This is a genomic window from Cohnella luojiensis, from assembly GCF_004564235.1.
GTDB classification, from domain to species: domain Bacteria; phylum Bacillota; class Bacilli; order Paenibacillales; family Paenibacillaceae; genus Cohnella; species Cohnella luojiensis.
This window is the reverse complement of record NZ_SOMN01000041.1, coordinates 1-25,661: the sequence shown is the minus strand read 5'-3', so window position 1 is coordinate 25,661 and position 25,661 is coordinate 1. Positions and strand designations below refer to the sequence as shown.

General features: G+C 52.0%; 21 protein-coding genes, 1 pseudogene and 1 riboswitch. Of the genes and pseudogenes, 5 read left to right on the top strand and 17 right to left on the bottom strand.

Annotation, left to right across the window (positions count from 1 at the left end):
- Window positions 1–244: 244 nt before the first annotated feature.
- The 4 genes from atzF to E2980_RS20920 are packed head-to-tail and all read right to left on the bottom strand — an operon-like array spanning window position 245 to window position 7,107.
- Window positions 245–2,014: an allophanate hydrolase gene (atzF, locus tag E2980_RS20935; protein WP_135154175.1), complete on the bottom strand. Its 1,770-nt coding sequence runs from the start codon at window positions 2,012–2,014 to the stop codon at window positions 245–247.
- A complete protein-coding gene (uca, locus tag E2980_RS20930; RefSeq protein ID WP_135154174.1) occupies window positions 2,011–5,661 on the bottom strand; it encodes an urea carboxylase in 3,651 nt (1,216 codons plus the stop codon). Before uca ends, atzF begins: the two co-directional genes overlap by 4 nt.
- 31 nt (window positions 5,662–5,692) lie before the next feature.
- The gene (locus tag E2980_RS20925) at window positions 5,693–6,346 is read right to left on the bottom strand and encodes an urea amidolyase associated protein UAAP2 (protein ID WP_135154173.1); all 654 of its coding nucleotides are present in this window, start codon (window positions 6,344–6,346) and stop codon (window positions 5,693–5,695) included.
- 38 nt (window positions 6,347–6,384) lie between these two features.
- Window positions 6,385–7,107 (bottom strand): urea amidolyase associated protein UAAP1, encoded by a 723-nt coding sequence (locus E2980_RS20920; RefSeq protein ID WP_135154172.1) that lies wholly within the window; start codon window positions 7,105–7,107, stop codon window positions 6,385–6,387.
- A 50-nt stretch (window positions 7,108–7,157) separates the two neighbouring features.
- Window positions 7,158–7,281, bottom strand: a riboswitch (guanidine-I (ykkC/yxkD leader).
- Window positions 7,282–7,445: 164 nt separating this feature from the next.
- Between E2980_RS20920 and E2980_RS20915 the strand changes: the two genes are divergently transcribed.
- Complete coding sequence (locus E2980_RS20915; RefSeq protein ID WP_167747207.1) at window positions 7,446–8,066, top strand: hypothetical protein; 621 nt, start codon at window positions 7,446–7,448, stop codon at window positions 8,064–8,066.
- A gap of 27 nt (window positions 8,067–8,093) precedes the next feature.
- Window positions 8,094–9,542, top strand: coding sequence for a MocR-like pyridoxine biosynthesis transcription factor PdxR (gene pdxR / locus E2980_RS20910; protein ID WP_135154170.1), 1,449 nt, complete (start codon window positions 8,094–8,096; stop codon window positions 9,540–9,542).
- Window positions 9,543–9,551: 9 nt separating this feature from the next.
- Here pdxR and E2980_RS20905 read toward each other — a convergent pair whose 3' ends face one another.
- Both E2980_RS20905 and E2980_RS20900 read right to left on the bottom strand, forming a co-directional pair.
- Complete coding sequence (locus E2980_RS20905) at window positions 9,552–9,761, bottom strand: hypothetical protein (protein WP_135154169.1); 210 nt, start codon at window positions 9,759–9,761, stop codon at window positions 9,552–9,554.
- A gap of 151 nt (window positions 9,762–9,912) precedes the next feature.
- Window positions 9,913–10,863: a hypothetical protein gene (locus E2980_RS20900; RefSeq protein ID WP_135154168.1), complete on the bottom strand. Its 951-nt coding sequence runs from the start codon at window positions 10,861–10,863 to the stop codon at window positions 9,913–9,915.
- Window positions 10,864–11,048: 185 nt separating this feature from the next.
- On the opposite strand from E2980_RS20900, the gene E2980_RS20895 reads away from it, so the two are divergent.
- The gene (locus E2980_RS20895) at window positions 11,049–11,948 is read left to right on the top strand and encodes a DMT family transporter (RefSeq protein WP_240703126.1); all 900 of its coding nucleotides are present in this window, start codon (window positions 11,049–11,051) and stop codon (window positions 11,946–11,948) included.
- 94 nt (window positions 11,949–12,042) lie between these two features.
- Here the strand turns inward: E2980_RS20895 and E2980_RS20890 are convergent, their stop codons facing one another.
- Genes E2980_RS20890 through E2980_RS20870 form a run of 5 tightly spaced genes read right to left on the bottom strand, consistent with a single transcriptional unit; the run spans window position 12,043 to window position 17,827 of the window.
- Window positions 12,043–13,056, bottom strand: coding sequence for a zinc-binding alcohol dehydrogenase family protein (locus E2980_RS20890; protein ID WP_135154167.1), 1,014 nt, complete (start codon window positions 13,054–13,056; stop codon window positions 12,043–12,045).
- A 16-nt stretch (window positions 13,057–13,072) separates the two neighbouring features.
- The gene (locus tag E2980_RS20885; protein WP_135154166.1) at window positions 13,073–14,017 is read right to left on the bottom strand and encodes an aldo/keto reductase; all 945 of its coding nucleotides are present in this window, start codon (window positions 14,015–14,017) and stop codon (window positions 13,073–13,075) included.
- Window positions 14,017–15,510, bottom strand: coding sequence for a UxaA family hydrolase (locus tag E2980_RS20880; protein ID WP_135154165.1), 1,494 nt, complete (start codon window positions 15,508–15,510; stop codon window positions 14,017–14,019). The genes E2980_RS20885 and E2980_RS20880 overlap by 1 nt, the downstream gene beginning before the upstream one ends.
- The gene (locus E2980_RS20875; protein ID WP_135154164.1) at window positions 15,507–17,000 is read right to left on the bottom strand and encodes a tagaturonate reductase; all 1,494 of its coding nucleotides are present in this window, start codon (window positions 16,998–17,000) and stop codon (window positions 15,507–15,509) included. The genes E2980_RS20880 and E2980_RS20875 overlap by 4 nt, the downstream gene beginning before the upstream one ends.
- Complete coding sequence (locus E2980_RS20870; RefSeq protein WP_135154163.1) at window positions 16,997–17,827, bottom strand: amidohydrolase family protein; 831 nt, start codon at window positions 17,825–17,827, stop codon at window positions 16,997–16,999. The genes E2980_RS20875 and E2980_RS20870 overlap by 4 nt, the downstream gene beginning before the upstream one ends.
- Window positions 17,828–17,970: 143 nt before the next feature.
- Between E2980_RS20870 and E2980_RS20865 the strand changes: the two genes are divergently transcribed.
- Window positions 17,971–18,834 carry an AraC family transcriptional regulator gene (locus E2980_RS20865; RefSeq protein WP_135154162.1) on the top strand — a complete coding sequence of 288 codons (864 nt, stop codon included), beginning with the start codon at window positions 17,971–17,973 and terminating at the stop codon, window positions 18,832–18,834.
- Between the two features lie 26 nt (window positions 18,835–18,860).
- Here E2980_RS20865 and E2980_RS20860 read toward each other — a convergent pair whose 3' ends face one another.
- The 4 genes and pseudogenes from E2980_RS20860 to E2980_RS20845 all read right to left on the bottom strand — a co-directional run bounded on the left by E2980_RS20860 (window position 18,861) and on the right by E2980_RS20845 (window position 22,848).
- The gene (locus E2980_RS20860; RefSeq protein ID WP_135154161.1) at window positions 18,861–20,051 is read right to left on the bottom strand and encodes a GntR family transcriptional regulator; all 1,191 of its coding nucleotides are present in this window, start codon (window positions 20,049–20,051) and stop codon (window positions 18,861–18,863) included.
- Between the two features lie 60 nt (window positions 20,052–20,111).
- Window positions 20,112–20,345, bottom strand: a pseudogene (locus tag E2980_RS20855) (glutaminase domain-containing protein); the annotation flags it as partial.
- 114 nt (window positions 20,346–20,459) lie between these two features.
- Window positions 20,460–21,701, bottom strand: coding sequence for a DUF445 domain-containing protein (locus E2980_RS20850; protein WP_135154159.1), 1,242 nt, complete (start codon window positions 21,699–21,701; stop codon window positions 20,460–20,462).
- Window positions 21,702–21,789: 88 nt separating this feature from the next.
- Window positions 21,790–22,848 (bottom strand): M42 family metallopeptidase, encoded by a 1,059-nt coding sequence (locus E2980_RS20845; RefSeq protein WP_135154158.1) that lies wholly within the window; start codon window positions 22,846–22,848, stop codon window positions 21,790–21,792.
- A 378-nt stretch (window positions 22,849–23,226) separates the two neighbouring features.
- Between E2980_RS20845 and rsgA the strand changes: the two genes are divergently transcribed.
- Complete coding sequence (gene rsgA, locus E2980_RS20840; RefSeq protein WP_135154157.1) at window positions 23,227–24,333, top strand: ribosome small subunit-dependent GTPase A; 1,107 nt, start codon at window positions 23,227–23,229, stop codon at window positions 24,331–24,333.
- Here rsgA and E2980_RS20835 read toward each other — a convergent pair.
- Window positions 24,330–24,848 carry a DinB family protein gene (locus E2980_RS20835; RefSeq protein ID WP_135154156.1) on the bottom strand — a complete coding sequence of 173 codons (519 nt, stop codon included), beginning with the start codon at window positions 24,846–24,848 and terminating at the stop codon, window positions 24,330–24,332. The genes rsgA and E2980_RS20835 overlap by 4 nt on opposite strands.
- A gap of 610 nt (window positions 24,849–25,458) precedes the next feature.
- On the bottom strand, window positions 25,459–25,661 hold a 203-nt coding region (locus E2980_RS24485; protein ID WP_205700008.1), incomplete at its 5' end, for a hypothetical protein.

Sequence of the window (25,661 nt, the reverse complement as noted above, 5' to 3'; positions counted from 1 at the left end):
CGGTCGCGGCGGGCGGAGATAGTAAAGTTTTGTTACTATCTCGATGCTGTTCGGTCGCGGAAGGCGCAGATAGTTGGGTGAGTTAACTAAGTTCCTTCGTTAATTCGGCTCGATTCGACTGCGGAGGGGTGAACTGGTACGGTTTCGTTACTCGGCTCGATTCGACTGCGAAGAGGCGAGTTGGTACGGTTTCGTATGGCAAGAAAAAACCCCGCGACAAGCGCGGGGTCACCATTATATGAACCTACTTAGATTGATTGATAAAGTCCCGCCATCCCCCGACATGCGTTATATCCTCGGAGTACGTTGCCGCATAAGCCTCGCACGTAAAGCCTGGCACTTCCGTGCCATCCTCCAACTCGACTTTCCCGATCCCAAGCGGAGCAGGAATCGCTGCCGCGAATCCGCCGAACGATTCCAGAGGCATCTCCCACACTTCCAACCGTATCGCGGCTCCGCCGTCCGCTAACTTGATCATGCCGGGCTTAGCGGGTGTGGTTGGCAGTTTCACCAATCGATACTTCGTCGCCGAGACCGCCTCCCGAACAAACCTCGCTCCGCAAGCAATCATCTGCTTCTCCAATGGAAATCCTCGCATATGCAAGCCGCAGACGGCAACGAGCGTGGTGTTTGCTTTCGGAACGGATGACACAGCTACAGATTCCCCCGTGATCGAGCCTGCCGCTCCAATAATCAAATCCTCTTGATCCGCAAGCGCGAATAGCGATATTCCGAAGGGCAAACCGGAAGCCGCTTCCCCTGCGGGAATCGCAATCGCGCATAGATCTAGCAGGTTGCAGTGGTTCGTGTATTTGCCCATGTCGCGATTAGTGCCGATCGGATCCTTCCTTACTTGCTCGCGTGTCCAAGTCCCTCCGCACGTGGGCAGGACAAGAACCGTATCCTTAAGCAGTCGGCGGGTTTCCGCTTTATAGGCTTCGAGCTGATGCATGGCGCGGAACACGGATGCCGCTTGATATTTGTCGCTCGCCCCGTTGCGTAGTATCGTTTCCGTTACGGGAAACGTAACGCCGGGATGCGCCTCGACAAAGTCGCCTAGCGCGGCCCACCTCTCCGCAACCCATGGGCCTTCATACAGAATAGCGGCCGCTTGCGAGAACATTTCCATATCAACGTATTCGATAGGAAGATTCATATTATCCAACCTTTCAACCGACGCGTTCCAAGCCACGCGATATTGCTCCGCATACGGGCCATAGAACTCTAGCTCGCCGCGCGGTAACGCAATCTTAGAGGGCAATCTGGCACTCGGAGGCGCATAGTCGCGAGACCATGGATCCGTTGGCTCATAACCGCGCGCAACTTTATCAACGGCAAGAGCATCCTCCATCGTGCGGGCGAACACCGTCACGCAGTCCAAGCTTGCGCACGCCGGTACGACGCCTTTCGTCGGCCAAGCCCCGAGGCTAGGCTTATACCCGACCAACCCGTTCAATGCCGCGGGAACGCGCCCGGAGCCCGCCGTATCCGTGCCGAGAGAGAAAACGGCTTGACCGCGAGCGACCGCAACCGCCGAGCCCGCGCTTGATCCTCCGCTAATAAGCTCGCCGTTCAGCGCGTTATGAGTTTCTCCGTACGGGCTTCGCGTACCGACCAAACCCGTCGCGAACTGGTCTAGGTTTGTTTTTCCCATCGGAATCGCCCCTGCGGCAATAAACCTGCCGATGACAACCGCATGTTCATCGGGCGTATAAGCATATTCCGGGCAAGCAGCCGTTGTCGGCACCCCGGCCAAGTCGATATTATCTTTAATGGCAAACGGGATCCCCCATAAGGGAGAGGCATCCGGATCCAACTCGACTAGCCGATCCAAGTAAGGTTGTATGAACGCCATAGATGGCGGAGTGATCCAGACATTCAAATCCGCATCCTCTACTGCCCGCCGGATCAATTCTTCGACGATTTCCTTAGGCGTGATTTCCCCCGAAGCATACCCTTCCTTAAGCCAAGCAACCGTTAAGTCGATGGGGATTAACTTATTGCTCGCCGTCATAGGCTCACCTCCTCTCTGACGTTCTTCTTCATAATGCTAACCAGCAGTTGTCCGGCATGTACGCCATCCCCGGGTTTCACGTAAGCGGAGTGCACGAAGCCATCGCAAGGGGCTTGCAAGGAAAATTCCATCTTCATGCTCTCGACGATGATCAGCGTATCCCCTTTCTTAACTTCCCGGCCTTCGCTTACGTTTACCTTCCATACGCTGCCCGGAACAGAGCATCGAACGGCGGAAGCGCCTTCGGGTATTTCCTCCTCAACCTTCTCCACTGAAGGCTCTTGTTCGGATACGTATTCCGCCAATCCGAGCGATTTCCAGCTCTCCCTTTCGCCCTGGAAAGCCGCTTGCTGAGTACTCTTAAACGACTGTGCGCTCTCTTCGATAGACTGTAAGAATTGCAGGTATTCTCCAAGGTCGAACGTCGTTTCCGTAATATCGGCTTCAAAGCGCCCGCGAAGGAAATCCTCGCGAAGTACGAGCAATTCGTCGGCGGTAACCGGATAAAACCGGATTTGATCGAAAAACCGAAGGAGCCACGGCTTGCCGGGTTGGAAGCTCTCCGTGGAACGCAGACGATTCCACATCTGAATCGTACGGCCGACGAATTGATACCCGCCCGGACCTTCCATTCCATAGATGCACATATACGCGCCGCCGATCCCGACGGCATTCTCCGGTGTCCAGGTTCTTGCCGGGTTATATTTCGTTGTCACCAAACGATGTCTAGGATCGATCGGCGTTGCGACGGGAGCGCCAAGATAGACGTCGCCTAATCCGAGAACGAGATAGTTGGCGTTGTATACGATCTCCTGTACTTCCTCGAGACTTCCCAGTCCATTCATGCGACGAATAAATTCCAGATTGCTAGGACACCATGGAGCGTCCGGGCGAACGTTCTGCTGATAGCGGTCAATGGCAAGCTGCGTTGCCGGATCGTCCCAGGAAAGCGGCAGCCGAACGATTCGGGAAGGCACGCGAATCGATTCCAACGGCGGCAGTTGGCGATCTATGTTCAAGACGAGTTTGCTTGCCTCGATAACAGTCATTCGCGATGGATCGATATGGATTTGCAGCGATCGGATCCCCGGCGTCAAATCCAATACAGGAATGACCGTGTTCTCTTCGACGGCTTGCATCAAGGCATGAACCTGAAATCTAAGCAATAAGTCCAATTCCATGCTTCCGTATTCCACGAGCAAGTTCTGGTCGCCGCTGCACCGAATCGTAATCGGGAATCTGCGGCCTTCCGTTTCCCGCACCAGAATCGGATAAGCCGGCATCCACACGCGGTCCGTAGAACGATCGCGGATAGTGTCTTTAGGCAGCCCGTTCTCCAAACCATCCCCGATAGCCTTCAAAGCCTGTTCCTGCAATTCGCGCATAGCCGCGGCCTCTTCCAACGTCAATAGCCGGAATCGGACCTTGTCGCCCGGGTGAAGCTGGCCGATCTTCCAGAACTCCGCCGAAGCCGTCGTGACCGGACATACGAATCCGCCGAGGCTTGGTCCGTCGGGACCGAGCAGGATCGGCATATCTCCGGTCAAGTCCAAGGTTCCGATCGCATAAGCGTTATCATGAATGTTAGAAGGGTGAAGTCCGGCTTCTCCTCCGTCCTCCCGACTCCATAGCGGAGCAGGACCGATCAGCCTGACTCCCGTGCGGGAGCTATTGAAATGAACCTCCCACTCGGTCTCTGTCAATTGCTTCAAATATTCGGGACTCAGAAATTCCTCCGTACAATGAGGTCCCGGAATCACGCCGATCATCCAGGGTCCGTCGGATACGACAGGACGATAAGCAGGATCTAACTCTCTTAATTCCGTTGGCGTGCCAACGCCGCCGACCACGCGCAATACGTCGCCGGTTCTTAGCGCCCGACCTCCATGACCTCCGAAACCGCCAAGCGTAAAGGTCGAGGAGCTGCCCAGTATCCGAGGCATATCGAACCCGCCGGCTACGAGCACGTAAGATCGCATACCCCTCTCGGATTCCCCGAAACTCAACACTTGCCCGCGTTTGGCATGGATGGGTTTGTATAATGAAATCGGCGAATCATCCAATTCCGCCTTCATATGCGCTCCAGTTACGCAGAACCACATGCTTTGCCTGAACCGGTAAGAGCCGCCGCGCAGCGTAAGTTCTAGACCGGCCGCAGAATCATCGTTACCTAGGAGCTTATTGCCGATTCGGAAGGAATAGGGATCCATCGGTCCGCATGGCGGCACGCCGACGTCCCAATGCCCGGTTCTTCCCGGCCAATCCTGGACGGTCGTTTGCACGCCGCCGTCAAGTACTTCTATGGCAGACTCCGCTGGATTGAATGCATTTAACATTTGCGTATACACGAGCCCCTCCTTAAAGCCGTCCTCCTGAAGCAAAGCCTGGATATAGGAGAGATTGGTCGTTAATCCGTATAGACGCGTTTCTTCGAGCGCCGTAGTCAACTTGGTGATTGCATCCGCACGGTCCGATCCGTGAACGATGATCTTGGCGAGCATCGGATCATAGAGGGTCGTCACGTTGATCCCATCGCGAACCCAAGTCTCGATTCTTGCTTGCGTCGAAAATTCAGCCTTATCCAGCTGACCCGCGCTCGGCCTGAATTGATGGAAGCAATCCTCCGCGTAGATTCTCGCTTGAAGACTATGTCCATGAGCTGCCGGCACTAGCGATACCAAATCCCGCAGCTCATCCGCAGCTTCCTTGACCATCCATTCGACCAAGTCGATGCCGAGCACTTCCTCCGTGACGCCGTGTTCGACTTGCAGCCTCGTATTGACTTCTAGAAAATAAAATTCGTAGGTCTCGGGATCATAGAGAAACTCCACCGTACCCGCGCTGCGATAACCCACCTCTTCCGCAAGCCGTTTTGCGGAAGCCAGCATTCGCTCCCGCACTTCTTTAGGAAAATGAGGAGCAGGAGTTTCCTCGATCACCTTCTGGTTGCGGCGCTGAACGGAGCAATCCCGTTCGCCAAGCGCGACGACTTCCCCGAATAGATTGCCGAAAATTTGAACCTCTACGTGGCGAGCTCGCGCGATATACTTCTCGAGAAAAACGCCGCCGTTCTTGAAGTTCGTCTCGGCCAGATGGCTCACCGCTTCGAAAGCCGAACGCAGCACGCTTTCGTCAGGGCATACCCGCATGCCGATTCCTCCGCCGCCCGCCGTGCTTTTCAAGATGACCGGATATCCGATGCGGTCCGCTTCGACGACAGCCGCTTCTAGCCGATCGATCAACGCCGTTCCCGGAAGCATAGGTACTCCAGCCTTCTCTGCAATCTCCCGCGCCGAGTGCTTGAGACCGAACATCTCCATCTGACCGGCAGTAGGTCCGATGAAATGAATCCCGCTCCTCTCGCAGGCGCGCGCGAATTCCGCATTCTCGCTCAAGAAGCCGTATCCGGGATGAATTGCCTGCGCTCCGGTCTCTCGCGCTATTTGCAAAATGAGCTCCGTATTCAAGTAACTGTCCTTAGCCGGGCCTTCCCCTATAAGAATAGCTTCGTCCGCTTGATCCACGTGAAGGCTGTCTTGATCCGCTTTCGTATAGACGGCAACGGATTTCACTCCAAGCTTGCGAAGGGTTCGCTCGATGCGAACGGCGATGGCGCCGCGGTTGGCGATCAATATTTTATCGAACATGGCGTCCCCGACCTCTCTCTCTCTCTGTCTATTACCGATCCCAAACGAGAAGCTGGATAGGCGTTGGGTTGTAGGCGTTGCAAGGGTTGTTTAATTGAGGACAATTGCTGATAAGCACCGTCGTATGTCCGCTTGATTGCATTTCCACGTAACAGCCGGGCGCGGACACGCCATCGGCGAACGTGAGCCCGCCTTCGGGAGTCACGGGAACATTCATGAAAAAGTTAATGTTCGGTGCAAGATCGCGTTTCGTGTAGTTCCCGTTCCCATGCTTGGCTAGCTGGAGCATGAACGTATCCCGGCAATTATGCATCGACAGCTTCTCGTGCGCATAACGTACCGTATTACTCTGCGCGGAACATGAGCCTCCGATCGTGTCATGGCATCCGCAAGTATCGGCAACGATCGTTAATAGCTCTTTGCCGGATTCCGCGCGGAGGACGGAGCCAGCCGTTAAGTAAATATTGCTTTGACCGGTAGTGGTCTGAATCGCGCTATAGTGATCTTCCGGGTTGACGGTATCGTAAAATAGCGTGTCCGCGGCTTGATTGCCTTCCAAATCCACGATTCTGAGCACTTGCCCAGGCTTTAGTTCATACATCCATCCATCTCCGGCAGGGATGGTCGCGTTATATATCGCATCCTCCGCGACGCGGGGGCTTTCGACTCGATTAAATACGGCCATGATATTTCCTCCTTGGATATTCGAATAGGTGGGGGGTGCTATAAGGAAAGCAGAGAATAATAATTCCATGTGTTCTCGAAAGCGCGGAGATTCTCCGAACGATGGTTCACGCATAAGTCGGTCGACTCGTCTACAAGCGCGGCAGCGGCAATCTCGATCATTACCGGGACGGAAGGAAACGATTCGCTTGGATCGAGCGGGTTTGGCGTATTGGATAACACGAGCAGAACATCCATCTCCGTACGCAGAGTAACGGAAGCGCCTTTCGGGCAATGGTCTTTAGCGAAATGCATCGTCCCCTGTTCGTCGCAATACACTTTGGAAAATAAATTGACCACCGGCCCCAAATCGCGAACGCCCAAGCCGTTTCTGACCAGCTCCACGGACAGGTTCTCTTCGCCGCTGCGCAGCCATTCATTCCTGAGCTCCTGATAGGTAGTCGCACCGTACTTCGCATCCGTTGTCTTACGGGAGGTGTAGCCGCTTATCGTATCGTGCCAGCCGAGCCGGTCTTCCACGAAGCTAGCCATCGCAAGTCCGTTATCGCTCATGAGAATGTTTCCTTTGGTTAAATGCGAGGTGTATTGGGCTTTTAGCGTGTCCGACATATTGTAACGTTCCGTTAAATCGCGTGCATTGAAGAGAAGCATGGATACATTAGCCCCGTCCCCCCTTGCAGTAAATCGAATCGTTTTTCCTTTGCCGACCATTCCCGACCACTTGGCTCCCGGCGAGATTGTCGTGCTCCATGCGTTGTTCATCGAATAGCCCCCTTGAGGTAAAATGGATATAACGAAAAGCCCGGGAGATCATCTCCCAGGCTTTTATCCTTCCGTGTATATACGGTCATCCGCCGCTTGCGCGAACGACTTACGTATCCCCGTCTCTTGGACCAGACTTGACGCGATGTCAACGGAACCCTAGACAGAATTTTGTTCCCATCTCATGTTAGGGAACCTGTATTCAATTGAATGTTTTTGTTTGACTTGAACCTAATTATATCCCTCGGAGCACGAAAGTCAATACAAATGTTAGGTTTTATCACATGTGTTATAATCAGCTAAATGTATTTGACATGGATCAAGGGAAGGAAATCCGAATGTCGCGACAAGCCATTAAAGGGCCTCAACACGCAGGTTACAAGCTAGCCTACGCCATCTCATTCCTATGCAATCCCCTATTAATCGCCGTTTTTCTATACTTGACCATCTCGCTCCGAACCGCATCCCATCCTTACGAAGGTTTATTGTGGTGGATTATTATTTGTTTAGGCGTGTCGATCGCTCCTATCCTGTTCATTCGCCGCGGCGTAGTAAGAGGGAAATTCTCGGATCATGATATTAGCAAACGCGAGCAAAGGCTTATTCCTATCCTCTTCGCTCTTGGTTGCATGGCAATCACGCTTATCCTGCTTATTTTCCTGCACGTTTCGGAACGGTTGCTGGCAACGTTTGTAGGCATGATCGGCGCGATCGTAGCCGCCCTGCTCATTACGCAATTCGCCCGTTGGAAAATCAGCCTTCATCTGATCGGCATAACAGGTGCCGTTCTGACTCTTAGCTTGCTTGTATCGCCCAAATTCTACTTTCTAGCCGTTCTCATCGCGGTAGTGGGGTGGGCCAGATGGCGATTAGAAGCCCATACGATCATGCAGACCATTGCCGGCGTAGCGCTTGCTGCCGGAGTAACGGCGATCACCTTTCGGCTTTTCGGCTTGTAAAACCACAACAGGGAGGAGCTGCGCATCATGGAATGGAGTCCGGATAAATCGTCGCGAGTCCCAGTCTACATACAGATTGCCGATTATTTCGAGACTCGGATCGTGAACGGAGAATATCCTTCGGGCAGCTCCCTGCCTTCCGAACGCGCATTGGCCGCTCTTCTCGAGGTTAATCGAAGCACGATTGTATCGGCGTATGATCAGTTGAATTCGCTCGGACTGGTGCGTCGAATCAAAGGATTAGGTACGGTCGTTAACCTTCAAGCGTCCGAGGAAGGAATCGTGAAACGCGTTCCGAATTGGGAAGAATACGTGAAGGGAGGTTTCCTTCCGCTGAACGACCCCCTTACTCGCCGAATTCATAAGATCGTCGGATCGGACAAGCCGTACATCAACTTCGCGATCGGCGAACTTAGCGCCGATTTATTCCCTGTCACGCTTATGCAAGAAGCTCATAGCCAGTTGGAAATTACGCAATACCTAGGCTACGAGCACATACAAGGCAATCTAAAACTGAGAGAAGCTATCGCGAATCATCTGGAAACGCATAGAACGATCAAATCTTCTTCATCGTCCATTTTAGTCACTTCCGGCGCGCAGCAAGCGATACAACTCATCGTACAGAGCCTACTAAAGTCAGGAGATGCGGTTGCGATAGAGGATCCATCCTACTCCTATTCTCTGCCCATCTTCCATTCAGCCGGATTAAAAACTTATCGATTACCGGTCGAGGATGAGGGAATCGATCCCGAACAAATCGTATCGCTGTATAAACAACATAGAATAAAGATGGTGTTCGTGAATCCGATTTACCATAATCCAACCGGGACCACCCTATCTTGCGAACGAAGGAAAAGGTTGCTGGAGATTTCTACGAAATACGGGATAGCGATCGTGGAGGATGACCCTTACAGTCTGACAAGTTATGACCAACAATCCGTGAGTACGTTGAAATCAATAGATCAGGACGGCTCGGTTCTATACGTAAGCTCCTTATCCAAGATCGTGTCAACGGGATTGCGCATCGGCTGGATCGCGGGACCCCAATCCGTTATCCAACGATTGACGGATGCCAAGCAACAGCTCGATTTCGGACATTCCAATATCTCACAGTGGATCGCTTCTCAGCTGCTCACGTCTCGGGAATTGGACAACCATCTAGCACGGCTCAGAATCGGCTTGCAGAAAAAGCTGGAGTTAACGGTCGAGGCCATACGAGCGGAGATGGGGGACGAAGCACGGTTCAATATCCCGCTTGGCGGGATTCATCTCTGGTGCGAATTGCAAGGGGAGTGGGACGAGCTGCGTTTGTTCGATCTGGCTATCGGCAACGGGGTCATCTTCACTCCCGGAAGCACTTTAGGATCGTCGGATCGGCACATTCGCATCACTTTCAGCAAGATGGAAGACCATCTAATAGCCAAAGGCATTAGCGGTCTCGCTGCCGCTTATCGCGCGGCGAAGGCCGCGCGATAAGCGCGCTAATCAACCTCTCATGATGACGACGAAAATAATCAAAACGATCACGATTACTACGGCATATATCGAAAGCAGCCTCCCGAGCTTCCGACCGGGATTGACGAAATAGGTGCTGTCGCCTTCCTTTTTCCCTTGCGATTGTCCAACTATTATCGTCAGTACGGCAGCTGCCGCCATGATAATCACAGTCACGATCAACAAAACGTTAGTGTCCATATTAGAGCACCGTCCTTTGTGCTCATTCTAACCGTTTTGTTTGTGCTTGAGACCATCCATTTCACGATTTTATTGCTCATCCACTTAGAGGGAGCTAGCAAAAAACCCCGATGCTTTGGCATCAGGGTCAACTTCATGAATTGATTTACGTTTAATAAGCGTTAGGCACGTTTAACTTACGGAATTTCTCTACTTCAGGCGTTAATTTATATTTGCTGTCTTTAAGCAAATCCATGAATTCCCGAAGCGTCTTCAAGTATGGGCTCGAATCCGGTTTGTTCCATTTCAGGATGGCATTAAAACCTTTTATCGCGTTGGGCTGCATCGCTTTGCTTTCGTAATCGAACAGCGGCGTATTGTTCGCACCATAGAACGTTAACGTGCGATAGCTGCGAAACAGGTTGCTGATTTGCGCGGCGCGGTTCGACTTAGGGTACTTCTGCAAGAAGCCCTCTTGGCTTATCGCCCTGTTGACCAACTGCTGGTATCCGATAACAATCCCGCCGTCTTTGACGTTAGTCTGATCGGACTCGACAGTCATGATATCGATATATGCTTTAATATCCGTATTCACATAGCCGCCATAGGGCTTGAAACCGGCATAATCCTCGACTGGGAAATAAAATCCTTCCGCGGTCTCCAGCTTATAGCCGCTGTCCCTAGTCTCTTTCAATAAGGCCTTCAGGCTCGAATCTTTGGTTCGACTGATGACGTCATCGAAGCTGTACCCTACTTTGTATACTTTGCCGATGCCCTGTTGGACGGAGCTTTTATCGAAGCTTTTCTGTATCGCTGGCAGTTGCTTCTTCAGCGCATTCTCCAAATGAAGTACCATGACGGTAGCCTGGGCTTTGCCGACTCCCTTGATATGGGCGTTTAAATAAGCAATCGTCTTAGGGAGCTGGCCCTTCTTCAACAAAGCTTCGTACTGGCTGACTACGGCAGCAGAATTCGAACTGTTGGCAGCTGCGATTGTACTCATAGTCGTTGCGTAATGGTTTGAGAGGTTTGCGGCCGATACGTTGATGGCTTGTATCGAGAAGGCTAACGCGGCGATTGCGGCGATGGTCATTGTCTTCGATCTACGGGATTTTCTATACATTTTCATTCTCCTTTGGCTTTTCCGCTAGATGTGATTGTTGATTCTAAACATAGAATAATCGACGAATGTATCCAGATCGTCTCGCGATGTTTCTAAGCTGTAAACTTTTCATGAAATCGACGATTGATCTTTCCGTTATTCCGCATTACAATAATTGCTTATGAATAAGAAAGGATCTAACTCCCGTGAATAAGACATCTCCCTCCATCTCGCCCATCATCCCGCTCATCGTGGGAATGATCGCCATTTCCTTCGCGCCTATACTCGTTCGGTTTTCCGATGCACCCGTTTCCGTCCAAGGCATGTATCGCATGCTTTTCACGGTTCTTCTTATGTTGCCTTTCGGGAAACGCCATGCCCAGTCAATAAGCAAGATATCCGGCAAAGATTGGACGCTGCTGGCGCTGGCCGGATTTTTCCTGGCGCTTCATTTCCTTCTATGGATGGCGTCTCTCGACTATACGTCGATTGCCAGCTCAACCATCATCCTGTCCCTAGAACCTGTCTTCGTCATGGCAGGCGCATACTTCGTGTTTAAGGATAAACTAAGTAAGTTTGCGTTAGCCGGCTTGACGATCGCGTTAATCGGCGCGTTCTGCGTCGGATCCGGAGATATCGGATTGTCCTCCGCTGCTTTCAAAGGCGATCTGTTGTCGTTGCTAGGTACACTAGCGGTGGCGATAAACATGCTGATCGCCAAACAAATTCTGTCCCGAGTGCCCTCCTTCTTGTATAGCTTGATCGTTTTCGCCATCGCCTTTATCTGTTTCGCTGGCTATAATCTCTCGTTGGGCTACAACATCGTGAGTTACCCCAGCGGCGAATGGTTGATCTTCCTTTTGCTTGCTATCGTCCCGACCGTGTTCGGACACATGATCTTCAATTGGCTTCTTCAATACGTGAAGCCGACAACGATCTCCATCACGGTGTTCGCCGAACCTGTTGGCGCGAGCTTACTCGGTATATTCATCTTCGGGGAAATGGTGACCTCGTTCCAACTTGTCGGGGGAGCGTTCATTATTATGGGTCTGCTTCTCTATATGAGGACAGAGTACTCCGCGAAACCGGTCGCGGAAGCCGCCTAACCTGTCACGATTGAACTACAATAAATATCGTATACAAAAGAGCCTGCTGGTGGCAGGCTCCTCCTGTTGATCGTATTCTGTTCATCAATGATCGCTATAGCTCGACCATAGCTTTAATCACTTTGGACTCCGGCTTAAGCCAGCTTTCGAATTCGCCGATCATTCCCGCGAAAGTCGACCGATGCGTGATATAGCCTCCGACATCAATCAAGCCGTTCTTTACCGCGGAGTAAACATGATCGAAGTCTTCTTTCGTCGCGTTCCGGCTGCCCATTAACGTCAGCTCTCGCTTGTGAAATTCCGGATCGTTGAATGTAATATCCGACTTGACTAAGCCTACAAAAACAAGCTTCCCTCCATGAGCCGCCAGATCGAAAACATCCGTCATCGACCTTGCATTCCCGGTGGCGTCGAATACGACTGTCGGGAATTCTCCGTTCGTCAGCTCGGAAAGCTTAGCCTTAGGTTCATGTAAAGCGTTAACGGTCTCATCGATACCGGCCCATGAACGACAGAAAGCCAGGCGTTCGTCATTGATATCCATCGCGATAACTCTGGCACCCGCGTATTTGGCGAATGCCATGACGCCAAGCCCGATCGGGCCTCCCCCGATGACTAGCGCCGTTTCGCCTTTCAAAAGCCCCGATCGCCTTACCGCATGAGCGCCGATGCTTAGCGGCTCAAGAACCGCCGACTGATCAAGCGTCAGTCCGTTCGTCCGGATGAGATGCGTGACCGGAACGGAGATCAGCTCGCGCATTCCCCCGTCGACATGAACGCCCAGCACCTTCATCGAAGTGCAGCAATTCGTTTTACCGTTGCGGCAAGCGATACATTTCCCGCAGTGCAGGTAAGGAATCACGCTAACCTGATCTCCTGCCGCGAGCCCCGCTTCGTTGTCCCCTATTCGTTCAATGAGACCGGCTAATTCGTGGCCAAGCACGCGGGGATAGGTAAAGAAGGGTTGATTCCCCTTAAATGCATGCAGGTCCGTGCCGCAAATGCCGATCCGTTTTATTCGTACGATGGCTTCCCCTTCCACATACGAAGGCTCGGGAAACTCGCTAATCTTGAATCGTCCGATCTCCTCGCAAACAATCGCTTGCATTTACCTTGTCCCCCCATTATACGATCAAGTTTCCGTTATACTCCGGTCGTCCGCTCACCCATGTACGGTTATGAACCGGCTTTAGTATTTCAAGCACATCCTTGAGCAGCTCTTCGTCGATCGGCTCTTCCGTCCATGCCGCATTTTTCCGAATGTTGTCCGGATTGGCCGTGCTGACCAAAGTCGTAGGAATCCGTTCGTTGGAAGTCGAATACTGGATCGCTAGCTTGGCAATATCCGACCCTCTACTTGCGCACAGATCGGCAGCGCGTTTGCACGCGGCCTTGATTTCCGGGCTCGCCGGATGCCATTCCGGCGTTCCGCGAACGCTGAGCAAACCCATCGAAAGCGGCGACGCGTTGACAAGACCGATTCCTTTTCGCTCCAAGAGAGGCAACAGACCGAGAAGCGCCGTATCGTTAAGAGAGTAATGGCAATAGGAAATGATGGCGTCGACTTCAACCTGAGGCAGCAACGTCTCGAACATCGGGATAGGAAGCCCGCAAATGCCATAATGCCGGATCTTGCCTTCAGCCTTTAAACGTTGGACAGCCGGAATCGCTTCCTCCAAGATAATGTCCGAGGAGACGAATTCAATATCGTGCAAGTAAAGAATATCGATATAATCCGTGTTCAACCTAGCGAAGCTTTCTTCGATGCTGTCCGTGATCCGATCGCGAGTAAAATCGAATTTGTCCATTCCGTAACGCCCAGCCTTAGTCGATAACACGAAACGATCCCGCGGCAGCTCCTTGATCGCTTTGCCAAGTACCGTTTCGGCCTTCGTTAGCCCGTAAAAAGGAGATACATCGATATAGTTGATTCCCGAGTCCAGCGCAGCATGCACCGTCCGGATGGATTCCGCTTCGTCCGTAGTCCGGAAAACAGATCCGAGCGAAGAAGCGCCAAAGCCGAGTACGGATACGTCGAGACCTGTTCGTCCGAGCTTGCGATATTTCATTATAAAATCACTCCGTCCTTGAAAATAGCGATCTCGCGGAATCCGTTCGTTTCATTGTGCGTGCGATTATCCCCTGAAGCGATATCCAGTATCCGATTCCATAGCTCCTCCGTCAGCTCGCCCATGCTCTTGCCTTCGAGCAACCGTCCGGCATCGAAATCGATCCAATTTTTCTTGCGTTGCGCCAGCTCGCTATTGGTGGATAGCTTGACGGTCGGCACCGGACCGCCGAACGGAGTTCCTCTCCCCGTCGTGAAGAGCACGATATGCGCCCCTCCGGCGGAGAGCGCCGTTACGGAAACGAGATCGTTGCCGGGCGCTTCCAACAGGTTAAGCCCCGTTTTGCTTACTCGCTCGCCATAAGGAATGACATCCGTAACGGTGGCGTGGCCGCCTTTCTGCGTGCAGCCAAGCGACTTCTCTTCTAAGGTGCTGATCCCGCCCGCCTTGTTGCCAGGAGACGGATTCTCGTAAATCTCTTGGTCATGCCGGATAAAATATTGCTTGAAATCGTTCACGAGCGACACGATCCGCCCGAACACTTCCTCATCGGCCGCGCGGTTCATAAGAATCGTCTCCGCGCCGAACATCTCGGGCACCTCGGTCAGAATGGCCGTTCCGCCCGTTGCGATTAACCTGTCGGATACCGATCCGACGAGCGGATTGGCGGTAATGCCGGATAGACCGTCCGAGCCGCCGCACTTTAAGCCTAGCTTCAGCTTAGAGGCGGGCACGGTTTCCCTTTTGAAGCTCTCGGCGTATTCAACTAATTCCCCGACAAGCGATAGCCCGACCTCCAGCTCGTCTTCCTCGTCCTGCGACCTCATGAATTTGATGCGCCGCGGATCGAAGTCCCCGATCACCTGTTTGAAAGAGTCGATTTGGTTATTTTCGCAACCTAGCCCCACTACGAGCACGCCTGCGGCATTCGGATGGTTCGCCAAAGATGCTAATAACTTCTGCGTATGCTTCAGATCGTCGCCAAGCTGGGAGCAGCCGAACGGATGAGCGAAATGATACACGCCGTCTACCCTGCCGCGATGCTCGGCGTTGGCACGGTTAGCGATAATCTCGCACGTTTTGTTAATGCAGCCGACCGTGTTCAGAATCCAAATTTCATTGCGTATGCCGACCTCGCCATTATCTCGTACGTACCCTTGAAAGGTTTGTCGAAGCGGTTTTTCTTCTTGAATAACGGGAGATGCGGGCTCGTAGGCATAGTCGAGAAAACCCCTCAAACCCGTTCCAAGGTTATGCGTATGCACCCAGACACCCGGCTCGAGGGCTTCCTTCGCCTTGCCGATGGAGTAACCGAATTTCAGCACGTCATGGCCTTCTGTTACCGGCTTCGTCAGAATCTTATGCCCTTTCGGCACTTCATCCTTTAGTGTCAGGAGCGAACCATCCTCAAGCGCAATGGACTCCCCCGCAGAGAATGCCCTGAGGGAAATGACAACGTGATCGTTAGTCGATAATCTTATCCATTCGCTCATTGAATCTCCCCCTCTGCCCATCGGGCCATGATGGCCGTTACGGAATCCGTTAACGACGGCCAACTAGACAAATCCCGTCCCCACAAGGATTGTTCCGCGAGCAGTCTTGCTATCGTATCGCTAAGCGGCTCGCTCAACCTGTCTGCTTTATCCCAGATCGAGGATATCGTCTCCAAAGCTCTGGCGTCATCGCGAACGGAATATCTTTGACCTTCGAAAGTCGTCCCCTCATAGTGTTCGCCACTGCGCCTAACTCTGTAGTACCGCAGCAGTCCCGCCAATCCCTGTACAAGACCGGCCGGAACCGGCTCACCTCGTTCCTCGTAATAGGCTAGCGATGGAATAAGCCGCACTTTGAACTTGCTGATGCTATTCATCGCGATGTCCGCTAACCGATGCCGAATATAGGGGTTTAAGTATCTTTCGAAAACCGTATCCGCGTATGCCCTCATTTCATTTTCCGGATACGGCAAGGTTGGGATGATCTCGTCGGACACCGTCGCTCGGACGAATGCGCCGAGCTTTTCATGCTCCATTAACTCGCGGACGTGGTCTACGCCATGAAGGATGCCAAGCGGCGTCATCAGCGTATGGGCTCCATTAAGGATACGAACCTTGCGTTGTTGATAAGGACGCAAATCCTCCACCCATAATACGTTTAATCCCGCTTTCCGGAAGGGAAGCTCTTCGTCCAGCTCCTGTTCGGCTTCGATCGCCCACAGGTGATAGGGCTCTGCCGTACATAACATGTCATCCCGATATCCCCATTCCGAGAACCACGTTTCGGCCTGCTCTGCGTCAGGGTACCCGGTGACGATCCGGTCGACGAGGGAATTCAAGAAACGGTTATGCTTCTTTACCCACGTCCGGAAGGAATGGGGATAATTCCAATCATTCGCGTACCTGAGGACCGCATCCCTTAAAGAGTCTCCGTTCCTCTCCAGCAGCTCGCAAGGCAGGAAGATCAGACCTCGCTGAGCAGCTCCTTCATATTTCAGATATCTTAAATAGAGCAAGTACGCGACTTTACCTGGGAACGATAAGATGGGCGCTCCTTCCGTAAATGCCTCAGGTCGATAAGTTAACCCGGCTTCCGTCGTGTTCGATACGACGAACCGCAAATCCGGACTTACCGCCAGTTTGATCATTCGAGTCCAATCGGAGTAGGGATCGAACGCCTCCGAGAAAACCGAAACGATCTCCTTGCGCTCAACGCTCTCTCCATCTTCAAGCCCTCGAAGGACTAGCGTGTACAAGCCGTCTTGGCCGGCTAAAGCTTCGATCTTCGGTTTCCCTGTCGGACGAGGTTGCGTAACCGCTACGCTTCCTTTGAAGAAGCCCCTCTCGCGAGACTCGTGAACCATCCAATCGAAGAACCCGCGAAGGAAGTTGCCCTCCCCAATCTGCAATACGGTCACGGGACTAACGTTTAATTCGGCCAATCGACCCTGGTCCGCTTCACTTAAAGCCGATTGATCCAAAGCTCTCATAGTTTATAGAACTCCTTTGCATTATCGCCGAATAGCCTTCCGCGTTCCCGTTCCCCCCAGCTATCTGGCAAGGCTTGCTCCAGAACGTCCATCACTTGATCATAGCTAGCGGCGAGCAGGCATACCGGCCAATCGCTGCCGAACATTACGCGTTCAGGTCCGAACAACTCGATAGCATGACGAATGTATGCGGTAAAATCCTCTGGTTTCCAAGCCTGGTGATCGGCTTCGGTCACCATTCCGGAAAGCTTGCAATGGATTTTCGGGTGCTTGGCAATCTCTTTCATCTGACTTAGCCATGGCTCCATGACGCCATCCGCGATTCGCGGTTTGGCGATATGATCAATAACGCCGCGTATGCCCGGTATATCCTCCAGCAGCCTGACAAGCGGCGCTAGCTGATGGGAGACGACTAGCAAATCTAACGGAATATCTTCTTCGGCATAAACGCGAAGCGCTTTCATGAAATGCGGATCGAGGATCGCCGATGCATCGAACATCTCTTGAATCATGATTCGAAATCCGACGAATTTCGGGTGCTTGCGGAATCGTTCATAGTGGGAGAAATGCTGCGGATCGTTCAAGTCGAGCCAGCCTACGACGCCGAGGATCGTATCGGACGACTCCGCCAGCGAGAGAAGGTAATCCGTTTCGGCTAACGTGGCCGCGGCTTGCACGACAATCGTGCCGTCTATTCGATGCTCCTTCAAGTGCGGGATCAGATGCTCAGGCAAATAATCACGAAAGAGCACTGGAAGCTCCGGCGAAATCCAACCGTAATCGCCGCGTTTCATTGTCCAATAATGTTGATGGGCGTCAATCCTCATATTTGCGTATTACCCCTTTCTCGTTACCGCTTATTCTACTATAATATCAGCAATTTCTAACCTAAACAGTGTTCATATTTGCATAAAAGTACTCTATTTTGATATTTTAAAAGTAAATCTAAGACATATCGGAGAAATAACTGATGAATCCTGTTCGGAAAGCGTTCTCGAACGATCCCCTATTCCCCTTCGACTTCGTCTATAAAGACACGAAAAGCCCGGAGCGAGAGCTTCCGGACCATCTTCACGATCGGTATGAATTCGTCTACGTGCACTCGGGCAGAGGCACGTTCTTCATCGACCAAAACTTCTACGATATGGAGCAAGGCGATCTCTTTATCATTCCGGGAAATTCGATCCACCGCGCGTTTCCCGATCCTGTCGATCCCGTCACGTCAACCGCCGTTTTTTTCTTGCCAAGCCTCATTACTCATGAGACGATTGACGATTCTTACAACGGGATGCGATGCTTTGATCTCGCGAGAAAACGGAAGCAGTACAAGCTGGAAATGGTAAGTCGCTTGAAAGACCAAACCGAAGAGACGATAGAAGAAATCCTGCTTGAGCTTGAGCTAAAGAAACCGGGCTATCGACAGGCGGTTTCCCTGCACCTCCAGCAATGGTTGCTCCGCATCAATCGCCAGACGCTCTCGGCTCAATCCGACGATCCCGAGGACTCCAGAATCGGACCGTTATGGATGAGAGAAATCCTGCATTATATCGCGACCCACCCGAACGCCGATCTCGGGTTGTCCGCCTTGGCACGACAAGCCTCGGTTACCGGCGCCCACTTCTCGCGGGTCTTCAAGCAGCTCACGGGCATGAACGTTACAGATTACGTCAACGCCAAGCGCATCGCGCAAGCCAAAGAGCTCTTATTCGCAACCGACGACACGATGAGCCTGATCGCCGAGAGCTGCGGTTTCGAGAGCCTGCCTCATTTCCACCGTATTTTCAAGCGAATCACGGGTATGACTCCGGGGGTTTACAAACGAGCGAAAGGGTAATCGACTATCTTGAGTTGAACATCATTCTACTTAGTCGCTTCTTTAAGCTGTGGACCCGTCGATTTTCTCACGATCAGACTCGGTTCCAGGATCACCTTCCGATATTGGCTCGGCTTGTCCGGATCAATCAGCCGATCAATCAAGATTTGAGCTGCGCGACTGCCGATTTCCTCTTCGGATTGGGCAACGTGCGTATAGATCCCTTGGTCATCGATCCCCGAAGACGGATCATCGAAGGTCAGAATCGAGATGTCTCCAGGGACTTTCATATTGAGCTTACGGGCAATACTCGCAATGCGTAGACCAAGCTTGGCATTCAGCGTAATGTACGCGGTGGCAAACCTATTCTTGATATAGCGGTAGAGAGCGTGATCATCGTCCAAGTTCTTGTAATCTACCGAAAATTCAGTCAGGATCAAGGCCGGATTAATCATTGCCCCCTTCTGCTTCAATGCTTCCATATAACCCGCTAGCCGTTCTTCGACGGTAATAGTAGGTAGCGGGGAGTCCGAACAGATCGCGATGTCCCGGTGACCCAGATCCCATAAGTGGGAAACCGCTAGATGCGAGCCCTTCCGACTGTCGGAGCAAACGAAGTTCGTCTCCACGCCAGGCAAATAACGGTCGATCAGCACGAATGGAAAGTCGCGGACTTTAAGAGCTAGAATTTCTTCATTGTAGGTTTCCGCGTCGATCGGGAAAATAATGAAGCCCGCCGCGCCTTTCTGAACCAACTCGACAATCGCTTCCTTCTCCCTCTCCTTCGAATGATTGGTGAGAACGATAGCCAAGTAAAAGCGACTCTCGTCAATAATGGAATTAATTCCTTGAATTAACCTAAGGGCGAAGAAATCGTCCATAGAGGGTATAAGAAGAGCGATCATCCGCCGATGTCCGGCGGAGTGCGGAACCGCTCTTTCTTCCGTAATCATTCCGTATACGCCTTCATTCCCTTCGAACCGGGCTGGAATTGACTGTTCGGCCTTCTGTTCCTCTTTCCCCTGTACATAACTCCCTCTGCCGGGAATGCGGTAGATCCACCGATCCTTCGCGAGCTGAGTCAGCGCATTGGCGACCGTAATACGGCTGACGTTAAACTCCTCCATCAATTCCTTCTCGGAGGGAATTTTATCCCCTTGGACTAACACGCCCGTTGTAATCAATTTCTTGAAGTGATTCTGAATCTGCAAATATAACGGTTGTCTATCATTGCTCATATATCGGAACCCCTATATGCTTAATTTTATATGTCAATTATAGCAAATTGGACATTGGAGTCAATGACACCATCTCTCTTTCAGGAGCTTCATGAAGATTCCGCCCACGACGCTGCGGTGTTGAAAATTCATTTGCCTGGCCGTCTTCGTATGGTGCCAATCCGAGAACGCAACGCGATCTGGCGTTTCGTTCAATGCTACCCACAACGGTTCGATCAACTTGGCGAATTCCCCTTGCTCCGAAGCCAAAGACGCGACCCACACCAGCCAATCCGCTTTCGTATAAGCTTCCCTGTTATCTAGCGGGTCGAATTTTCGTCTTCACCATATTTAATATATATGTAATTATAGCAATCGAAACAAAAAATGACCCGTTTTACGTCCGGGCCTTCGACGCGTTTCAACTATCTATAACCACTGGATGCAAGTCAACGCCAAGCCGATAAGGAACCCGCACAATGCACCGTTGACGCGAATCCATTGAAGGTCGCCGCCGACCTTCTCTTCTAACATCCGGACCAATTCCTTATCGTTCATCTGATCCAGATTATCCTTGAGCAATGCGCCCAAGCGGTAATGATTCGCTTCCACGAAGTCGACGATGAAAGACAGTACCTTCCGTTCCGCGCTTTCGGTCATTTCCTTCTCGGCTTGCAGTTTCCTAATGACGTAGCTAACAGCGGAAGCAACCTTCCGGCCTCCGCCCTGCTTGTCCTTCTCTAACGCCGCAACGAGCGAGCTTCGAACGTGCTCCATCCTCTCTAAAAAAAACTGTCCGCTTTGCGGATTGCCGGCTTTATCGGCGAGCCACTCTTTGCCGCGATTCAGCAGATCTTCATCATTAGCTACTGATTCCATCTGATGGCGGATTTCCGCGAGCAATCTCCCCCGATTCGCGTTACCGGGCTGGGCTAAATCCTGTATTCCGGATAGCAGCAGCTGCTGGATCATCGTCCCCAGCTTCTCCTCGTTCATGAAGCCGGCGAACGCTTGGACCGCGAAACCCATAATACCGCCGACCTTGGCTTCCGATATCTTCTGCTGAGCGATCGAACCGAGCATATATCCGGTTTCCGGCTTGCTCACCCATGCTCTTCCTTGGTTAAGGGCGTAATCTAACGCCTTCTCGTCCCATTGCTCTTGCACCGCCACAGCCACCGCTTTCTCCGCTAGGGGCTGCGCTTCCGACTTGCGAATGATCGATACGATGCCCGATTGCAAATGAGGAACCAAAGACTCCAGCGGGAGCTTCGCAAGCAACGTTTGAAGAAAATCCAACGCAGCGACGCGATTGCGCCTCTTCCCCACAAGCCTGACCAAGGCGGACCCGGCTACTTTCAATAGCTGAAGCTTCTTAAGTTTCTGGGAAATGCTCTCTTTGTTAAGCAATTCGTTTTCCAATGCCGAAATGAGCGAATTCGCGAGCTTATCCCTGTTCTTCAACAGCAAAGAGGTATGCGGGATCGGAATGCCCATCGGATGGCGGAACAAAGCCGTAACGGCGAACCAGTCCGCGAACCCGCCTACCAGTCCGGCTTCGAATCCACCCTTCAGCAGATCGACAAGTGGATGCTCAGGAAGGAATAACGTCGTAACGAAACCGACTCCCATCGTAACTAAGGATAGGCCGGCAATATATCTAGTTCTCATCTGATGACCTCGTTAGGAAATGATTGGTATGGTATAAGTATACCCGAAATTGCGCGTATTGAAGAACTTCGCCGATTCGTAGACGGGTCTACTTGTCCATCAGATAGGCGAGCAGCAAGCCCGCAGTGTTGACGATCGCATCGGCATGCGTCCGTTCCATTCCGTGCGAAGCATGCACGCCCGGTCCGATAAGGGCCGCCCGAATGTTGCTTCCGCCTCGAAGGGCAGCAGACGCGTCAGAGCCGTAATTCGGGTAGATATCGACTGCATAAGGGATATTCTCGCGCTTGGCCAGTTCGATTAGTCTCGAAGTCATAGGATAATCGTATGGCCCCGAGGAATCCTTGGCACAGATCGATAAGTCCTGCTCCGTCGTCGATAGGTCGTCTCCGATCGCTCCCATATCCACAGCGATGAGTTCGGTAATGTCGGGCGGGATATAAGAGCTGCCGTGGCCAACCTCCTCATACGTGGACAGAATCACCTTTACCGTTCGGGAAGGCGTCCTTCCTTCGCGACGCAACCATTCCATTACGCCGAACAGCGCGGCTACGCTCGCCTTGTCATCCAGATGCCGCGACTTGATCCAACCATTCGGCAGGACGCGTGTACGCGGATCCCACGAGACGAAGTCGCCCGGGGAGATTCCCAGCTTCTCCGTATCCTCCTTCGTCTTTACGTTTTCGTCGACGCGCACTTCCATGTTCGCTTCTTCCCTTTTCCAATCCCGCGCGTCCGAGAACACGTGCACCGAGGTTTTGGTCGATAACACCGTTCCCTCATAAGTCCTTCCATCGCGAGTATGAATGAGGCAGTACTCGCCCTCGACCGTTTGCATATCATAACCGCCGATGGGAGTGATTCGAATCATTCCGTTCGGTTTAACCGAACGAACCATCGCGCCCAACGTATCCACATGCGCGGTTAGGGCAAGAACTTCGTTGTTCTCCGTATCGATGCCGGGTATCGTGATCATCGCATTTCCTTTAGGCGTCATCTCGAGCCGGAAACCGAGCTTGTCCGTTTCCTCGCGAATCATCTTCATGATCTCCATGCAGTAGCCGCTAGGACTTGGAATGGCAAGTAAAGCTTGTAGCAAATCCACGATATAATCGCGATTCAATTGCGGCTTCAAAGGCGCAGACATTAGACAAGTCTCCTTTAGTATCGATGTTCTAGTTCAGTTGTTTATCGGTAAACATTGACAACGGCCATGAGGCTTATTATAATTACGACATAAATTAACGGCAAGGAGGCTGATGTGAAATGGCAAACTTATTGATTGTTTCGATTGTTCATAAGCATCGGTCTCTACGGAACGGGTTAGATGGAAAATAGTTGATCGCGTCGTGCTTGTTTGGCACTACCGTCAGCTTCGTTTTTCTTCGCGCCGCCAGAGACCATTCGGTTTCTTGGCGGTTTTTTTGTGCGCATTACTCTTGTTCATGCGCATATTAACAACCGCAGGGATTCCCTGCGGTTATTTTTTTTCCATCAAAAAATTTCAAATTAGAGGAGTTTTCGATTGAATACACTACAGAATGCTATCTTGCAAGCTTACGGCTGGAACACTTACTGGGACACTGCCCTGTCCCATCAGAACGAGAATATTCAGCGCCTCTCGCCTGCACGGGTAGTCGCTCAATTCTCCCATTCCTACAACATCATGACGGAATCGGGCGAGCATAGCGCAATCGTAACGGGTAAATTCGAATTTCTCGCGGCCAAACGGGGGGATTATCCCTCGGTCGGCGATTGGGTCATGGTCGAGCGGCTGCCTAATGAGAACCGTTCCGTGATCCATGCGGTGCTTCCGCGCAGAACGGCCATGGTTCGCAAAGCTGCCGGTAACGTTATCGAGGATCAGATCATCGGCGCGAACTTGGACTATTTGTTCATCGTGAACGCCCTTAACCAGGATTTCAACGTCCGGAAAATTGAGCGATTTCTCGTAGCGGCATGGGACAGCGGAGCTCAGCCCGTCGTACTTCTGACGAAAGCGGATTTGTGCGACGAACCCGAGAATTTCGCCCGGCAAGTAGAGAACGTCGCTCCCGGCGTACCCGTTCACTTCATTAGCGCCCTTCTCGGCCAAGGAAAGGAAGCTCTGGGCGATTACTTGCGAGCAGGCATTACCATAGGCGTAACCGGCTCCTCCGGCGTAGGCAAATCCACTTTGCTGAACTGGCTTGCGGGCAAACCGCTGCAAGAAGTTCAAGGGATCCGCGAAGCCGACGCCCGCGGCCGGCACACGACCACGCATCGCGAGCTATTCTTGCTAGAGAATGGCGCATTGGTCATGGATACGCCGGGCATGCGCGAGCTCCAGCTTTGGGAAGCCCAGGATGGCTGGGAACATGCCTTCGCGGACATCGAGGAGCTAGCCGCTCAGTGCCGTTATCGCGATTGCAAGCATGATACCGACCAAGGCTGCGCCGTTATCGAAGCGGTGAATTCCGGAGCGCTTGATGCCAAGCGTTTCTCGAATTACAAGAAAACCGCCAGAGAGCTCGCCCATCTAGCGCGCAAGGAAAACGCGAGCAGTTTGAAAACGAGTCAAAAAACGCAGCGATCGAAGCCCAATAAATCGAAGCTTAGACCGAACAAGAAAGCCTATCTGCAAGAGGATTAATTTGATATATATCTCTCGCGGATAATCTTTAGATGATGGATCTCATGGCCGGCAATGATGTAGGCGAGCACGTTCACGGACATCTTGTTCTGGTTAGCGGTTCCGATCCTGGACCAAGCTTGCTCGGATAAACCGCGCAGCAGCGTCAGCGTGGATTGTCTAATCGCGGCGTAATCTTCGATCAATTCCGCCATCGATTGCGTGTCGAAGGAAACGCCGGCCATGAACGTATCCTGATCGTAGCCGGTCAGTTCCGTCTTATCTCCTCTGGCAAATCTCAGCAGACGATAAGCCATGACGCGTTCGTTATCGTTAATGTGGCCGATGACTTCCTTCAAGCTCCACTTGTCCGGAGCATAGCGATAATTCCCTTGATCCATCGTGAGGCTTGCGAGAAAGTCGGAAGTGTTTCTTAGCTGCTCGCGCAAAATGTCCTGAATATTGCCCGTTGGTACTAGACTTATGTATTGTTCGTAATATGCGCCGTACTCGTCTTTAGTTGGTCGATTGTTCATCGTTCTTCGCCACCTTTCATTTTCCCTATTATAGCAGGGAAATGCTAGAATTCCGATGACGTTTTCTCACGATAATGCCGCGCTTTAATATCGACTTCGAATTAGCCGTTCCTGGCGCGGGTATTTGGTTGGTTAGAGGTACTTTTTTGGCTACACTGCATGCAAACTGCCTACTTTTGCCGCTTTAACCATACTTTTTATGGCTGCGGGAGATCGGACGCTGTTTCTCCGATCTACAGCCGTACTTTTTATGGTTAGAGGTGGTCGGACGCAGTTTCTCCGATCTGGAGCCATACTTTTTATGGTTAGAGGTAGTCGGGCGCGGTTTCTCGGAGCTGTAGCCATACTTTTTATGGTTAGAGGTGGTCGGACGCGGTTTCTCCGATCTGCAGCCATACTTTTAATGGTTAGAGGTGGTCGGGCGCGGTTTCTCCGATCTGCAGCCATACTTTCGGCGAAACAGCCGTTCCTGTGGAATTAGACTGGCGCGGATATTTGGTTGGTTGGGGGCATTTTCGGCGGAATAAGCGTTCTTGGCGCGGGTATTTGTGCCACAAAAAAAGAAAGCCAAATGCGGCAATGTCATTAAGTTAAGGCGCAGGGCCAAAAATCAAGAAAAAGAGCAGGTTATCGAAAAGATAGCCTGCTCTTTTTCTTGCGCGGAAAAGAAAAAAGGACTTGACAAGTAGGTGAAATCGTGTGGCGAAGCCCCTTGAAAAAACGAGGAGGTTTTGCCAATGAATGAGTACGCGAATTCGCTAAAACAAAAGCTGACATCCCTCATACGAGAAATGTCAGCCACACCTGCACCTT